General features: G+C 48.0%; 15 protein-coding genes and 1 tRNA gene. 6 read left to right on the forward strand and 10 right to left on the reverse strand.

The window, feature by feature from the left end; translation table 11 throughout:
- Positions 1-250, forward strand: a 250-nt coding sequence (locus tag I2I11_RS21280) for a hypothetical protein (protein WP_230680098.1), incomplete at its 5' end; no start/stop codon positions are given.
- Between the two features lie 277 nt (positions 251-527).
- On the opposite strand, the gene I2I11_RS11170 is transcribed toward I2I11_RS21280, so the two are convergent.
- The 6 genes from I2I11_RS11170 to I2I11_RS11195 form a co-directional block, all read right to left on the reverse strand.
- Positions 528-1,811, reverse strand: coding sequence for an adenylosuccinate synthase (locus I2I11_RS11170; RefSeq protein ID WP_196267799.1), 1,284 nt, complete (start codon positions 1,809-1,811; stop codon positions 528-530).
- A 205-nt stretch (positions 1,812-2,016) separates the two neighbouring features.
- Positions 2,017-2,388 carry a type II toxin-antitoxin system PemK/MazF family toxin gene (locus I2I11_RS11175; protein ID WP_196267800.1) on the reverse strand — a complete coding sequence of 124 codons (372 nt, stop codon included), beginning with the start codon at positions 2,386-2,388 and terminating at the stop codon, positions 2,017-2,019.
- Positions 2,389-2,393: 5 nt separating this feature from the next.
- Positions 2,394-2,708, reverse strand: coding sequence for a hypothetical protein (locus I2I11_RS11180; protein WP_196267801.1), 315 nt, complete (start codon positions 2,706-2,708; stop codon positions 2,394-2,396).
- A 111-nt stretch (positions 2,709-2,819) separates the two neighbouring features.
- Positions 2,820-3,170, reverse strand: a complete 351-nt coding sequence (locus I2I11_RS11185) for an STAS domain-containing protein (RefSeq protein ID WP_196267802.1) — start codon at positions 3,168-3,170, stop codon at positions 2,820-2,822.
- Positions 3,142-3,642 (reverse strand): Fur family transcriptional regulator, encoded by a 501-nt coding sequence (locus I2I11_RS11190; protein WP_196267803.1) that lies wholly within the window; start codon positions 3,640-3,642, stop codon positions 3,142-3,144. Before I2I11_RS11190 ends, I2I11_RS11185 begins: the two co-directional genes overlap by 29 nt.
- Positions 3,643-3,674: 32 nt before the next feature.
- The gene (locus I2I11_RS11195; protein ID WP_230680100.1) at positions 3,675-5,876 is read right to left on the reverse strand and encodes a RelA/SpoT family protein; all 2,202 of its coding nucleotides are present in this window, start codon (positions 5,874-5,876) and stop codon (positions 3,675-3,677) included.
- Positions 5,877-6,143: 267 nt separating this feature from the next.
- Here I2I11_RS11195 and I2I11_RS11200 point away from each other — a divergent pair.
- From I2I11_RS11200 to clpX, 4 genes are all read left to right on the forward strand, one after another.
- Positions 6,144-6,225 (forward strand) — tRNA-Leu (locus tag I2I11_RS11200).
- Positions 6,226-6,297: 72 nt separating this feature from the next.
- Complete coding sequence (tig, locus tag I2I11_RS11205) at positions 6,298-7,620, forward strand: trigger factor (protein ID WP_196267804.1); 1,323 nt, start codon at positions 6,298-6,300, stop codon at positions 7,618-7,620.
- Between the two features lie 90 nt (positions 7,621-7,710).
- Entirely contained in the window at positions 7,711-8,406 is a 696-nt protein-coding gene (locus tag I2I11_RS11210) for a ClpP family protease (protein ID WP_230680101.1), read from the forward strand.
- A gap of 346 nt (positions 8,407-8,752) precedes the next feature.
- Positions 8,753-9,979: an ATP-dependent Clp protease ATP-binding subunit ClpX gene (gene clpX / locus I2I11_RS11215; RefSeq protein WP_196267805.1), complete on the forward strand. Its 1,227-nt coding sequence runs from the start codon at positions 8,753-8,755 to the stop codon at positions 9,977-9,979.
- A 230-nt stretch (positions 9,980-10,209) separates the two neighbouring features.
- Here the strand turns inward: clpX and lpxB are convergent, their stop codons facing one another.
- The 4 genes from lpxB to I2I11_RS11235 all read right to left on the reverse strand — a co-directional run bounded on the left by lpxB (position 10,210) and on the right by I2I11_RS11235 (position 13,735).
- On the reverse strand, positions 10,210-11,325 hold the full coding sequence (gene lpxB, locus I2I11_RS11220) for a lipid-A-disaccharide synthase (RefSeq protein WP_196267806.1): 1,116 nt from the start codon (positions 11,323-11,325) through the stop codon (positions 10,210-10,212).
- Positions 11,326-11,395: 70 nt separating this feature from the next.
- Entirely contained in the window at positions 11,396-11,818 is a 423-nt protein-coding gene (locus tag I2I11_RS11225) for a 6-pyruvoyl trahydropterin synthase family protein (RefSeq protein WP_196267807.1), read from the reverse strand.
- 1 nt (position 11,819) lies between these two features.
- Positions 11,820-12,827, reverse strand: a complete 1,008-nt coding sequence (locus tag I2I11_RS11230; protein ID WP_196267808.1) for a FecCD family ABC transporter permease — start codon at positions 12,825-12,827, stop codon at positions 11,820-11,822.
- Entirely contained in the window at positions 12,824-13,735 is a 912-nt protein-coding gene (locus tag I2I11_RS11235; RefSeq protein ID WP_230680103.1) for an ABC transporter substrate-binding protein, read from the reverse strand. The genes I2I11_RS11230 and I2I11_RS11235 overlap by 4 nt, the downstream gene beginning before the upstream one ends.
- Before the next feature lie 94 nt (positions 13,736-13,829).
- On the opposite strand from I2I11_RS11235, the gene rfaD reads away from it, so the two are divergent.
- Positions 13,830-14,795, forward strand: coding sequence for an ADP-glyceromanno-heptose 6-epimerase (rfaD, locus tag I2I11_RS11240; RefSeq protein ID WP_196267809.1), 966 nt, complete (start codon positions 13,830-13,832; stop codon positions 14,793-14,795).
- The last annotated feature ends 58 nt before the right edge of the window (positions 14,796-14,853 follow it).

Here is a 14,853-nt window from a genome sequence, read left to right on the forward strand (position 1 = left end):
CTGCCCTTCTTTCGGAAAGCGGATGCAAAGGTACAACTTCCTCTTTATCCCGCAACACAAATTAAGAAAAATATTTTTCAGCTGCCCTGCCGGCCCAAGCGGGCTGCAAAACTACAAACTCCTGCGCCAAACACAAGCACAAGCCTTCAATTTATTTTTTCCCTCTCTGCCCGCTATCCCGCTAAACCCCGCCCCTGCTGAACCGGAATGCAAAAGTAACACTTATATGTCCGAGTGCAAGCAAGTATAAAAGAAATATTTTTTCAGCCTTTCAGTTGAATTTTATTTCCGAATACATGATAATACCCCCTTTCTATTAAGGCAGGCTACATTGTATTCCTTATACTCTATTCTCCTTATAATCTCGGTTTTTCAGACTCCCCTTCCTGCTAAAGGGGATGCAAAAGTAGCATCTGTTTCCGACTTTCAAAACAATTCCGGAAATTTTATTCCAATAATTTTCTCTTTAAAAAGAACAGGCTACCGCTTGCAAGCGGTAGCCTGTTCTACTGCTGCGTTTTATACTTCTATACTTCCATCTTTTCTCTGATGAGCGTGCTCTTCCTGTCAGGGCCAACAGATACGATGGTTACCGGCACCTGCAGGTGCTGCTCTAAAAAGCGAAGGTAATTCACAAAAGCCTCCGGTAAATCTTCTACTGTCTCTATCTGGTTGAGGTCAATTTTCCAGCCCGGCAGTTCCTCATAAACAGGCTCAATGATCTCGGTTTCCATGGCATGCGGCACCCTGTCTGTTATTTCGCCGGAAGCCAGTTTATACTTGGTGCATACTTTGATGGTGTCGAAGTCTGTCAGCACATCCGCTTTCATCATGTTAAGCTGGGTTACACTGTTCAGCATGATGCTATACTTCAGCGTTGGCAGGTCTATCCAGCCGCAACGACGCGGACGCCCGGTAGTAGAGCCGAATTCATTTCCAGCCTTTCTTATCTTCTCTCCTTCTTCATCCAGCAGTTCTGTCGGGAAAGGCCCGCTGCCTACACGGGTACAGTAGGCTTTAAAGATACCGTATACTTCACCAATATGATGCGGCGCTATTCCCAGTCCGGTACAAGCTCCTGCTACCAATGTAGTAGAAGATGTTACAAACGGATAGGTACCAAAATCAACATCCAGCAACGAACCCTGTGCACCCTCTGCCAGTATGCGCTTGCCGGCGGCAAGGGCATCGTTAATCATGTACTCACTATCCACCAATTTCAGGGTACGCAGGTATGCCACGGCATCAAAGAACACCTGCTCCTGATCGCCAAGCTCCAGGGTCTGCCCATAATATTCCACGGTTTTGCGGTGGCGGTCCAATAATTTATGGTAGCGGTCTTCAAAATCTTCGGCCAGTATATCTCCTACCCGCAGGCCGACGCGGCCAATTTTATCCTGGTAAGTTGGCCCGATGCCTTTTAGTGTAGAGCCTATTTTACCGCTTCCGAGCGCCTCCTCCGACACGCGATCCAGCACTTTGTGCGACGGAAGTATAAGCGATGCTTTTTTAGAGATAAACAGGTTTCTGGCAGCATCTACGCCTCTTGCCTGCAGTTTCTCCATCTCGGCACGGAACACAATGGGGTCCAGCACAACGCCGTTGCCAATGATGTTCTGAATATGCGGATGGAAAATACCGGATGGGATTTGGTGGAGGACGTGCTTGGTGCCTTCAAACTCCAAAGTATGCCCGGCGTTGGGGCCGCCCTGAAAACGTGCTACAATGTCATAGGTTGGCGCGAGCACGTCTACGATTTTACCTTTGCCTTCGTCGCCCCACTGCAGGCCTATTAATATATCAACTGCCATGTATGTTTTAATAAATTGATTTCTTTGAGAATTGCGCTGCTTAATACCCTGATTATGCACAAAGCATAAAATCCTGAACTATCAAGCCACTATTCTTAAAGTCTGATTCCGAAATAAGTAATCGCTTTTACGCCCAAATGTAGCAATATTATTAATCAGGATTAAAAATCTGAGGAGAAACTTGAATTCGGATTGATTAGGTAAGTTATCGAAGCAGACGTGTAATCGAAAATACTACGTGTTCAATAGCTCCCTGGTGGCTGGCTGTCACTTTCCTTTCTATCAGAGATCTGTTCAGAATAAATATTTTATGCAAGCGCAGGTAGCTCTTGTAAGGCAAAGGTGGTCCATCAAAATCTCCTTCATTGAGCTCAAGCGACAGCGAATCACCTTTATTTACGTGCGTGATCATCATCAGCAAATAATCACCTGTTTTATTGACCATGTGATTGGAGATGATTAAAGCCGGCCGTACTTTCGTCCTGGATAAGTCGGTGAAGGGAAAAGGCACCCAAACAATATCGCCCTGCTGATAATTAAGAGAGACATTAATATCAGCATCTTCTATCTCAGCCATAGCAGCTATGATTGAGAGGTAGAATCTTCAGCCGATTTGGTTTCCTTGTAGTATTGGTCCCAAACTGAATCTTCCTCGCTATCCCATTCTTCAGCCAGTGACGGTTGAGACATGAGTGTTACTTCATCAACAGTATAAGGAATTTGGGTTTCAACATTAGGTTTATGTACCTGATTATACTTATTGCCTGTTACGTCGATACGCTCCCTCTTCTCCTCAACATCCTTCTCAACAATTGACTTTACAATATCTATATGCTGAAGAATGTGTTTCAATGTATGGTAATCCTGATCCTCAACTATGATTTCTAACTTTCTCATAATTTGAATGTATGTTTTAGCCGAAGCGGTGTTAGAATTTATCCGATGACCAGAAAGAGGTTGTTTATAATTACCGCCGCTTAGACAGATGATAGCATGATCTCCGGAACGCTAATAAATTGACTCTTTCAAAAACTGCGCGGCAAATTCATCGTTTTCTGCAACAGTGAAAATAGCGTTCAGCTTGGTAACAATCAGAAGTTTGCGGATGTGGTCGGATGGTTTGATGAGTACCAGTTCGCCACCCTTGTTGCGGAACTTGGTGAGCACCGACACCAGCACACCCATACCACCGCTGTCGATGAAGCGCGCATCCGAAAGATCAATGGCACACAGCTGCACGTTGGTACGTTGTGCGTTGTCCACCTCCTCCATCATTGCCTGCGTATCGGCGCCTGCTATCAGGTCGCCTTGCAGCCGGATAAACAGGATATCATCCTTCAGTTCTGCCTGATATTTCATGTTGCTGTTCTAGTGTGGCCTTTTTAGCGCGGCAGTCGCCGCAGATACCGTACAGGTTAAGCGAATGATGCAAGATATGAAAATTCAGCAAGTCGCCTACCATAGTTTGGATGGTATGAATGCGCGGATCGCAGAACTCCACCACCTTGTGGCACTCGGTACAGATTACATGGTCGTGCTGGCGGTAGCCGTATGATTTTTCGTACTGTGCCAGGTTGCGGCCAAACTGGTGCTTGCTCACCAAATCGTTTTCTACCAGCAAATCCAGGGTGTTGTACACCGTGGCGCGGCTCACCTGGTAGTTCTTGTTTTTCATGCTGATGTAAAGCGATTCCACATCAAAGTGGCCGTCGCGGGAGTAGATCTCCTCCAGAATAGCATAGCGCTCCGGCGTTTTACGCAGGCCCTTGCTCTCTAAGTAAGCCGTAAAGATCTTCTTTACTTCCCCAAACTTAACTTCATTTAATGCCATAGTTACTATCTTAGTATAAGATGAGCGCGCTCTTACTCAAAGCGCTCCACGGTAAGTATACCGGGTACTTTGCCCATCCGCTGAATCAGCTTGTCCAAATGATTGGTGTCGTTGACGAACACCATGATGTTGCCCTCAAAAATTCCGTCGTTCGAGTCGATGGTAATAGAGCGCATATTTACCTTCAAACTCGTAGAGATGGCTTTTGTTAAATCATTTACCAATCCCATCCGGTCGGTGCCTTTTATGTGGATACCTGCCAGAAAAGCCAGCTCCTTCTGATCTGTCCACTTGGCGCGCACAATGCGGTTGCCATAGTTGGACATAAGCTCGATGCCACGCTTGCAGTTGGTGCGGTGGATTTCGATATCCTCATCGCCTGTCTCAAAACCAAACACATCATCGCCAGGTATAGGATTGCAGCATTCCGCCACTTTATAGTTCATGTTAGAGGACTTCTCACCTATCACCAGCATATCCGGGTTCACGCCACGTATCTTCTGCACCTCTTTGTCAAAGAGCTTGGGCTCCAGCATTGAGTTGGTTTTATCAGAAGCTGCAGTAAAAATCACTTCTTTGATGTGTTTGCTATCGATGTAGCCGGTAGCTATCCTGAAGTATAAATCCTGCAGCGCCGGCACATTAAAGAAAGCCATCAGTTTGTTCAGGTTCGCCTGGGTGCACGGAATATTCAGCTGTGCCAGGCGGCGGTCAAGTATAGCTTTGCCCTGTTCTGCCTTTGTCTTGCGTTCCTCGCGCAGGGCATCTTTTATACCTGTACGTGCTTTGGATGTAACGACATACTGCAGCCACTCCTCGTTCGGCTTCTGCTTCTGCGAAGTCAGGATTTCTACCTGATCCCCGTTTTTGAGGCGATAGCTGAGCGGCACCAGCTTCTGGTTTACCTTGGCCCCGAGGCACTGCAACCCAATATGGGTATGAATCTCAAAGGCAAAATCCAGGGCGGTGGCTTTATCGGGAAGTATAATCAGCTCGCCTTTGGGAGTAAAAACGAACACCTCCTCCACAAACAGGTTCTTGCGGAATTCGTCCATAAACTCCAGGGCGTTGCCGGTGTTGTTTTCCAGCATGTCGCGCACCTTGTTTATCCACTGCTCCAGCCCTGATTCGCTGCCCGCCACACCACCGGCTTTATACTTCCAGTGGGCGGCATAGCCCCGCTCGGCAATTTCATCCATGCGCTTGGTGCGTATCTGCACCTCTACCCACTGGCCCGATTTACTCATCACAGTGGTATGCAGCGATTCGTAACCATTGGCTTTGGGTGTGTTTACCCAATCGCGCAGGCGGTCGGGGTTGGGCTGATAGAAGTCTGTTATAATAGAGTATACCTGCCAGCAGGCGGCTTTCTCGTTTTCCAGGGGCACATCCAGTATAATCCGGATCGCGAACAGGTCGTATACTTCATCAAACGTAATGTTCTGTTTCCTGATTTTTTTCAGGATAGAGTAAATGGATTTCGGCCTGCCTTTAATCGCAAATTTAAATCCGTGCCTGCGTAGTTCCTCTTCTATCGGCGCCGTAAAATCTTTGATAAACTTGCTGCGGGCGGCGCGTGTCTGCCGGATTTTGTTTGAGATATCTTTGTACGTGTCGGTATCGGTATACTTCAGGTATAGATCTTCCAGCTCCGATTTAATGGCGTACAAACCCAGGCGGTGAGCCAGTGGGGCATACAGGTACATGGTTTCGGAAGCAATTTTGAGCTGCTTGTGGCGCGGCATGCTATCCAGTGTACGCATGTTGTGCAGGCGGTCGGCCAGTTTGATAAGTATAACGCGCACATCGTCTGAGAGCGTGAGCAGCATTTTGCGGAAGTTCTCGGCCTGCTGCGACGAACCGTAGTCGAACACGCCCGATATTTTGGTGAGTCCTTCGATGATGAGCGCCACGCTCGGCCCGAACTCACGCTCGATATCGGTTATCTCCATTTCCGTATCCTCCACCACGTCGTGCAGCAGCGCCGCTACAATAGAGGTGGTGCCGAGGCCAATCTCTTCCACGGCAATCTGCGCCACGGCCAGCGGGTGCAGAATGTAAGGTTCCCCGGATTTGCGGCGCATGTCTTTGTGCGCTTCCAGCGAAGTATTAAAGGCTTTTTTGATGATCTTAGGATCGTTGTCCTGCAAAAAAGGCTTGGCGTACCTGAGTAATCTGCGGTAATGTCTTAAGATTTCTTTGCGTTCTGCTTCCGGATCAATCATAACTCTCATGCTATGCATTTGCCTGTACCAGATTGCCGCTTACGGGCATCTATAAGTATAATAAGGCTGTGGCGTTATAAGTTTCAAATATAACGGAATATTAGGCTGCAACCAACGCGCCGCCACAAGCCCACATCAGCGATTATATATAATTAAAGCTATAGGCATGTTTGGGCCGCTATTGCCTTAAGGTATAAATTTTTGTCTTTTTTTGGCTTGGGTCTTGTATTTAAAGATATGCTGCGTAAATTTGCACCGTCGTTTAAAAGCGCGCATGCGGATGTGGCGAAATTGGTAGACGCACTAGACTTAGGATCTAGCGCTGCAAGGCATGGGGGTTCGAGTCCCTCCATCCGCACCCGAACAAACCCTCAACAACTTTGTTGGGGGTTTGTTTTTACCAGATGTTCCAACTAAAAATTTTTAAGCCTTGAATATTACATTAAACCAAACCGACAGCACCAACGCACAACTGAAAGTGGTGCTGGAAGAGGCAGATTACGCTCCGAAAGTAGATCAGCAGGTAAAAGAATATAGCAAAAAAGCCCAGATCAAAGGCTTCAGACCTGGCAAAGTACCGGCTGGCCTGGTAAAGAAAATGTATGGGAAGAGCATCCTGGTAGAGCAAATCAACAAAACACTGCAGGAGGAAATCACCAAGTATATCCGCGAAAACGATGTAAAACTGCTGGGTGAACCACTTCCGGAGCCTAACCAGAACAACATTGACTGGGATAACCAGAAAGAATTTGAATTTACCTACCAGGTAGGCCTGCTGCCGGATTTCAACCTTCCGCTGGATAAAAGCGTAGAGGGATACACCGTAGAGCTGGACCAGAATACGATTGACGAGGCTTACGAAAACCTGAAACGCCAGTTCGGCAAAACCACGAACCCGGAAACATCTGAAGCCGGCGACTTTATTTATGGCGACCTGAAGCAGGTGGAGGGCGATGTGGAAGTGAAGACGCTTATCCCGACGACGCGCGTGGTAGAAGGCCAGGACAAATTTGTTGGCGTGAAAGCCGGTGATACCATCCGCTTCGACATACGTAAAACCTTTGGCGACGACAATGCTGCCCTGGCCCATGTAACCGGCCTGAGCAAAGACGACGCCGCCAACCTGAACGGGGAATTTGACTTTGCAGTAGAAAAGATAAACCGCACAGAGCCGGCTGAGCTGGACCAGGAGCTTTTTGATAAGCTTTTCGGCAAAGATGAGGTGCATTCGGCAGAAGAGTTTGACGCCAAAGTGCGCGAGACCATTGAAGAGAACTACAAGACTGAGGCCGAGAACCTGCTGAACCGTAACATTATCGACTCGCTGGTGGACAACCTGGATGCGGAATTGCCAACCGAGTTCTTTAAGCGCTGGCTGCTGGTAACCAACGAAGGCCGTTTAACTGCCGAGCAAATCGACGAAAACTTTGACAAGTATGTGCGCGAGCTGAAGTGGTCGATGATCAAGAACAAGCTGGTGGCTGACAACGAGCTGAAAGTAAGCAACGAGGAAGTAGTAGAAGCTACCAAGCAGAAGATGCTGGCCCAGTTTAACATGCCGGAGATTCCGGAAGAGCTGGCAGAAAGTATGAACAGCTACGCCCAGCAGCACCTGAACCAGGACAATGGCCGTAACTACATACAGGAATATGAGCAATTGCTCGCTGAGAAAGTGCTTGCAAAACTTAAAGAGCAGATAACTGTTGTAGATAAGAAAATAACAGCTGAGGACTTCAGAAATATGTCGTTTTAGTATAAGCGCATATAAAATACAATCTTACAAAAAGTCCTTTTTATAAAAGGACTTTTTTATTTTTGAATAAACCGTAAACCTAAACAAGATATGTTTAACAAAGACGAGTTCCGGAAATTTGCCGTAAAAGGCCAGGGCATGAGCAGCCTGGGCGTAGATCAGTATCTCCATCATGTGGAAAGCAAGGCCATGCATACCATCGAAAGCATGACACGCTCTGTAATTGAGGAACGCCCCACCAACTTCCGTGAGATTGACGTGTTTTCGCGCCTGATCATGGACCGCATCATTTTCCTGGGCACACAGGTAGATGACTTTATTGCTAATATTATTACTGCGCAGCTGCTCTTCCTGGAGTCGGCTGACGCCAAGAAGGACATCCTGCTGTACATCAACAGCCCCGGCGGTTCGGTGTATGCCGGCCTGGGTATTTATGATACCATGCAGTACGTAAGCCCGGATGTGGCTACCATCTGTACCGGCCTGGCCGCCTCGATGGGTGCGGTGCTGCTGGCTGGTGGCGCTGCCAACAAGCGCTCGGCCCTGCCCCACGCCCGCGTTATGATTCACCAGCCGATGGGCGGTGCGCAAGGCCAGGCCTCTGATATCGAAATCACTGCACGCGAGATTCTCAAGCTGAAGAAAGAATTGTACGAGATTCTGGCGCAGCACTCCGGCAAAACCTACCAGGAAGTATACGATAACTCTGACCGCGACTATTGGATGAAAGCTGAGGAAGCGAAAGAGTATGGCCTGATAGACGAAGTGCTGGTTCGCAAAGCGTAGCCGTATAACGACTAAACAGCAAAGCCCGTATTGGTAATACCAGTACGGGCTTTTTTGCACTTTTCTCACAACTTCATATCACAAACAAGCCCCATTACAGTAAAAGTTAAAAAAACTAAAAAAAATTATCAACAGGTAGTTGTGGATATATACTTGCTATAAACTGCTATATAACAGACACATACGCAAAAATATAAAAATATTTATTTTAGAATCTTTATACTTCTTTTAGCGCTATATCACCATTTGCGAAAAAAAAAATATACCTATAAAGTCTTTCAGTTTTGTATCTTTGTCCCATGCAATGGTTTAAGTAGCCGGAGCTGTCCAGTTTCAATTACTTTATATGGCTGAAATTACCTGCTCATTTTGCGGAAAGAACAAAAAGGATGTATCGGTGATGATCTCCGGTATCAATGCACACATCTGTGACCGTTGTATCGGGCAGGCGCAGCAAATCCTCAACGAGGAGAATAAAATACGCGCTAACAGCCGTACACCGAAGTTTAACCTGATGAAACCCAAGGAGATGAAAGCTTATCTCGACCAGTTTGTGGTGGGCCAGGATCAGGCAAAAAAGGTGATGTCGGTGGCGGTGTATAACCATTACAAGCGCCTAATGCAGCGCACCAACGAAGATGATGTGGTAATTGAGAAGTCCAACATCATTATGGTGGGCGAAACGGGCACGGGCAAAACATACCTGGCGCGTATGATGGCGGGTATTCTGCAGGTGCCGTTCTGTATAGCTGATGCCACTGTGCTAACCGAAGCCGGTTATGTGGGCGAGGATGTGGAAAGTATACTTACCCGCCTGCTGCAGGCTGCCGATTACAATGTAGAATCTGCCGAACGCGGCATTGTATACATTGATGAGATTGACAAAATTGCCCGTAAAAGCGACAATCCGTCTATAACCCGCGATGTGAGTGGTGAAGGTGTGCAGCAGGCTTTGCTGAAGTTGCTGGAAGGTACTGTAGTAAACGTGCCACCGCAGGGCGGACGCAAGCACCCGGAGCAGAAAATGATTACGGTAAACACTGAGAATATCCTCTTTATCTGCGGCGGCGCTTTTGTCGGCATCGACAGGGTAATCAAAAACCGCCTGAACACGCGCCCTATCGGCTTCTCTAAGTCGAAGATGGATGAAGTGGAAGAACAGGAGAATTTCCTGAACTACATAACAGCACAGGATTTGAAAAACTTCGGCCTGATACCAGAACTTATCGGCCGCCTGCCGGTACTCACCCACCTGGACCCACTGGACAAAGAAACCCTGCGTCAGATCCTACTGGAACCCAAGAACTCTATTGTGAAGCAGTACAAGCGCCTTTTTGAGATGGAAAACATTTCGCTTTCCTTTGATGATGACGCCCTGGATTACATTGTAGAAAAAGCATCGGAGTATAAGTTGGGTGCCCGCGGCCTGCGTTCTATCTGCGAAGGCATTATGACCGATGCCATGTTCGAGCTGCCGTCTGATGATGCAGGTGCCCAGGAACTGGTGATTACCGGCGACTACGCCCGCAAGAAATTCGACAAATCCACGCTGAAGCAGCTGCGCGTTGCCTGAGAAGTATAAAGCAAGTATACCATATATAAACAGAAAGCCCCGGCAAATGCCGGGGCTTTCTGTTTATACTTACCCGCTGCCGCAAGTTTGAGTGCAGCGATAATTTATCGTTTTTCATGAGGCAAGTTATCAACTTGCGCGTATTCATAGTATAATTTACGCAAGATAAAACTTGCGGCCATTTACAACCACATTGCCCTATCGCTAAACTTGCGGCATAAAAAATCTTTCTATCCTTCTTGCAGATACTTGACCATCAGTTCGGCAGCACGCTCGGCTGTTCTGTAGTTTCCTATTTTGCTGCGCACCAGGGCATATCCTTCTTTCTGCTTCTGTATAAAGTGTTTGTCGAATAGTATCTCTTTCAACTCATGGACGATCTTCTTAGGAGTGAAATCCTCCTGAATCAATTCTACCACGACGGGCTTGTCCGCAATTAAATTTACAAGCGAGATATAGGGCACTTTAATTACCATTTTGGCGATAGCATAGGAAATGGCGCTGGTTTTATAGCATACTACCTGCGGCACCCCAAACAGGGCTGTCTCGAGGGTGGCGGTGCCGGATGTTACCAGCGCAGCTTTGGCATGTGCAAGCAGGTCGTAGGTTTGGTCGTATACTATCTTGATGTTCGGGTCTTTGTTATACTGCTCGTAATAGGCTGCGGAGAAATTGGAAACGCCTGCCACCACAAACTGGTAATCGCGGAATGAGGGTAGTACGCGCAACATCACATGCAGCATATTTTCTATCTCCTGCTTGCGGCTGCCCGGCAGTATGGCAATAATGGGCTTGTTGTTGTAAAGTTTGTTCCGGGATCTGAAGTCGGTGCTGGCTACGTGATCTGTTACCGAATCGTTCACCGGGTTACCTACATAATCCACTTTATAGTTAAAGCGGCTGTAAAATTCCTCCTCAAAAGGCATGATCACGAACATCCTATCCACATGCTTTTTGATGTTGTTGGCACGTCCCTGATTCCAGGCCCAGAGTTTAGGGGAGATGTAATAAAACACTTTCAGCCCACGGGCTTTGGCGAAACGGGCGATGCGCATGTTAAAGCCAGCATAATCTACCAGAACCACCACATCCGGCTTCCAGCGCTGGATATCGGCCTTACAAGCCTTAATAAAGCCAAGAATTTTGGGCAGATTACTTACTACTTCGGCAAAGCCCATAAAGGCCATGTCCTGGTAATGCTGCACCAACTCCATACCCGCAGCCTGCATCATATCGCCGCCCCACCCGCGTATGTCCGCTTCAGGATCTTGTACCCGCAGCTGCTTTATCAGGTTGGAAGCATGTAAATCGCCGGAACGCTCACCGGCTATAACATAGTATTTCATGGAGATGTTGTGCTTTTAGAGCTGCCGGTGCAGGCAAAAGTATAAGCGGCTTACCGCAACCAATTGCTGCTTACTCGCCGAAATACTCTACGTAGTTGCGGGGGGTTTCGTATAGTTTAAGGCTATGCAAGGCAGCATTTTTATCTGAAATCTCAGCAATACGCGGCGCCAGTATTTTCCAGAACTCAATTACCAGGTTTTCTGTACTAGCCATCTTGTCTTCCATAAACGCGACATCCAGGTTCAGGTTTTTGTGGTCTACCTTGTCGATAACGTGCGTGCGGATAAGCGTGCTGAGCTTTTTGAGGTCGATTACAAACCCGGTGTCCGGATCAGGCTTCCCTTTCACGGTTACAATCAGATCGTAGTTGTGGCCGTGCCAGTTGGCATTGGCACAGGGCCCGAAAACCTCCTTGTTCTTAGCCAGCGACCAGTTTGGGTTGTGCAGTTTGTGGGCTGCGTTAAAGTGCTCTAACCTGCTTACGTAAATCATGCTAACCTCTGAAGTTGTAATTTTTTCTGAACAGCAAATATACAAAGAAAGGAACACCAAAGAACGAAGTAATGATTCCAATTGGTAATCCGGCAGGCGGATAAATCAGGCGGGAGAGCAAATCGCAGAGCAGCATAAAAAAACCGCCGATAAATGCGCAGAACAGCAGGTTCCAGCGGCCTGTAGTACCCATCAACCCGCGCGCTACATGCGGTATGATTAAGCCAACAAAACCAATCGGTCCCGACGTGGCTACCGCAAAACCTGTTACTACAGATATGGTAGCAAGTATAATCCAGCGGGTGCGCGCTACCCGTACGCCCAGCGCCTGCGCCCGTTCCGCGCCCAGCAAAAGTATGTTAAGTTGCTTCTGGTAAAAAGCAAACAGCAGTAACGCCAGCAGCAGCGCCGTTGCCGGGTAAGGCAATAAATCCCAACTGGCGCGCTCAAAGCTGCCCATCGACCAGAAAATAACAGCCTTTAACTTACCTTCGGAGTCGGACAAAAAAGTGAGCAAACCCACGATGGCGGTTCCGAGAGAACTAATAGCAATGCCGGCCAGCAGCAGTTGCGCCGGAATAAGCTGCCGCTTGCGGTAACCCAGCATTACCACTACCAGCGTAACGATGAAAGCACCAGCCAGCGCGAAAACGGGCGGCATATAAATTCCGGCCAACGTCATCGGCACAAAGCCAAAGAAAACAATTACCGCTCCCAAGGAGGCACCGGAAGCGGTACCGAGCAGGTATGGGTCAGCCAGGCCGTTGTTTACCATCGCCTGCATCAGGTATCCGCAAAAAGCCAGCGAAGCGCCTACCACCAGCGCCAGCAACAGCCGTGGCAGCCGCAGATGTATGATGGCAAAATGCGTGGTGTTATCGGCATTGTAATGAAGAAATGCATTGGCAATCGTAGCCGCATCAGACTCAAAAGACCCCACCTGTAAGCCCAGCAGTAAAATTATCAGGACCAGCAGCAAGGCAAGTATAAAGTATGCAGCCTGCCTCATGGGTATAAAAACCGCTCCAGTTCCAGTATGGATTCTACCACGCGCGGACCCGGGCGCTCCAACAGGTTCCCGGTTGGTTCATAGAGTCGTTTATTTTGATAAGCCTTGATTCTGCGCAATTCCGGGTAGAGGCTGAAGAACTTTTCCTCGAAAACTTCAGGCGAATCGCCCAGCAGCACATCCGGGTTCAACTTCAGAATATACTCGCGCGTCAGGGCGGGGTAAGGCTGTTCAAAGACTTCCTGCACCGCGTTTTCCGCTCCCAGAATGTGCAACTTGTCCGTAAAAATCGTATTCTGCCCGTACACGTAAATCGGGTCCTTCCACGTAATAGCCAGCACGCGCTGCGGATCTTTCTCCTGCTGATGGCGCTTCCGGATTACAGCCACTTGCTCCCGCAGCGAATCGGCCAGATGCTGCGCCTGCTGCTCCCGGCCCATTATCCGCCCGATGTCTTCGAGGCCGGAGAAAATATCTTCCACCTTTTCATACTTCTGATAGTATACCGGTATGTTCAGCTCCTGGAGCCGGGCTGCCACATCGAGCGGCGTGATGCCTTCTATCGTAAAAATTATATCAGGCTTCAGGCGCAGCACCTGCTCGTAATCTACCGGATAATTGTTTACGACAGGCTTGCCCAAAGCGGCAGCCGGGTAGTCATCGTTCTGCGTACGGCCTACGATATTGGCTGTATCTACCACAGCAAACAGCATTTCCGTCATAGATGAGGCCAGCGCCATCACCCGCTTTGGCGGTTCTGACAGGCGGATTTCCCGGCCTAAATCGTCGTGCAGTACTATCTTACTCTGTCCTGCTTTTTTCTCATGGCTGCAGGCCGCTAAAAGCAACACCAAGAAAAGACACAGCAGGCAAAGGCTTCTGAAGTATGATTTTGTTTTTTCTTTCAACGTATAGCAATGGCAGCGCTGCACAAGGCAGTCCGGCACCGGATTATTTTCGTAAATTTAGCGTAATTTACGTTACAGGCTTTAAAACTAAACTATGATTGTAGTAACCGGCGCCGCAGGCTTTATTGCCAGTTGCCTTGTAGGCAGGCTAAACGAGGATAATTTTAATGACATTGTGGTGGTGGACAATTTTTCTGTCGCCAAAAAAGAAAAAAACTTAGAGGGCAAAAAGATAAAGGAGTTCGTGGATCGCGATAACTTTTTCGATTGGCTGGATGAAAACTACGAAGGCGTGGAATTCATTTTCCACCTGGGCGCACGCACCGACACCACCGAGACAAACCGGGATGTGCTCGACCTGCTGAATCTCAACTACTCCAAAAAAGTATGGAATGCCTGCTGCGAATACCAAATTCCATTGGTATACGCCTCTTCAGCGGCTACCTACGGCGCAGGCACGCTGGGCTATGATGATGATGAAAGCATCATTCCGCTCTTGCAACCGCTTAACCCGTATGGCCGGTCAAAAAATGATTTCGATATCTGGGCGCTGGAGCAAACGGCAAAGCCTTTCTTCTGGGCCGGCCTCAAGTTTTTTAATGTGTATGGCCCTAACGAGTACCACAAAGGAAAAATGGCTTCCGTAATTTTCCATGCTTACAACCAGATTATGGAAAAAGGCCGGCTGGCGCTGTTCCGCTCCCACAATCCGGAGTATGCCGACGGCGAACAGATGCGCGATTTTATTTATGTAAAAGATGTGCTGGAAGTATGTATGTTTCTGATGCACCACCGCAAGAATTCCGGCATCTATAACTTAGGCACAGGCGAAGCCCGCACTTTTATGGCGCTGGCCCTGAACACCTTTGATGCCATGAACGCAGAAGCCAACATCGACTTTATAGACATGCCCCTGACCATCCGCGACAATTACCAGTATTTTACCGAAGCCAACATGCAAAAGCTGCGTTCTATCGGCTATGATAAACCTTTTTATACTTTAGAAGAAGGCGTAAAAGACTATGTGCAGAATTACCTGATGACAGGCAGGCAGCACTAAGTATAAAGTAGAAAATATAAAGTATAAACCCGGTAGGTTCTAAAACCTACCGGGTTTT

It is taken from the genome of Pontibacter rufus (genome assembly GCF_015694705.1).
GTDB lineage: Bacteria > Bacteroidota > Bacteroidia > Cytophagales > Hymenobacteraceae > Pontibacter > Pontibacter rufus.

Coding starts and splice junctions, on each gene's coding strand:
- I2I11_RS11170 (WP_196267799.1), bottom strand. CDS start 1,811: ATGGCAGTTGATATATTAATAGGCCTGCAGTGGGGCGACGAAGGCAAA.
- I2I11_RS11175 (WP_196267800.1), bottom strand. CDS start 2,388: ATGGCTGAGATAGAAGATGCTGATATTAATGTCTCTCTTAATTATCAG.
- I2I11_RS11180 (WP_196267801.1), bottom strand. CDS start 2,708: ATGAGAAAGTTAGAAATCATAGTTGAGGATCAGGATTACCATACATTG.
- I2I11_RS11185 (WP_196267802.1), bottom strand. CDS start 3,170: ATGAAATATCAGGCAGAACTGAAGGATGATATCCTGTTTATCCGGCTG.
- I2I11_RS11190 (WP_196267803.1), bottom strand. CDS start 3,642: ATGGCATTAAATGAAGTTAAGTTTGGGGAAGTAAAGAAGATCTTTACG.
- I2I11_RS11195 (WP_230680100.1), bottom strand. CDS start 5,876: ATGAGAGTTATGATTGATCCGGAAGCAGAACGCAAAGAAATCTTAAGA.
- I2I11_RS11210 (WP_230680101.1), top strand. CDS start 7,711: ATGTTTAACAAAGACGAGTTCCGGAAATTTGCCGTAAAAGGCCAGGGC.
- clpX (WP_196267805.1), top strand. CDS start 8,753: ATGGCTGAAATTACCTGCTCATTTTGCGGAAAGAACAAAAAGGATGTA.
- lpxB (WP_196267806.1), bottom strand. CDS start 11,325: ATGAAATACTATGTTATAGCCGGTGAGCGTTCCGGCGATTTACATGCT.
- I2I11_RS11225 (WP_196267807.1), bottom strand. CDS start 11,818: ATGATTTACGTAAGCAGGTTAGAGCACTTTAACGCAGCCCACAAACTG.
- I2I11_RS11230 (WP_196267808.1), bottom strand. CDS start 12,827: ATGAGGCAGGCTGCATACTTTATACTTGCCTTGCTGCTGGTCCTGATA.
- rfaD (WP_196267809.1), top strand. CDS start 13,830: ATGATTGTAGTAACCGGCGCCGCAGGCTTTATTGCCAGTTGCCTTGTA.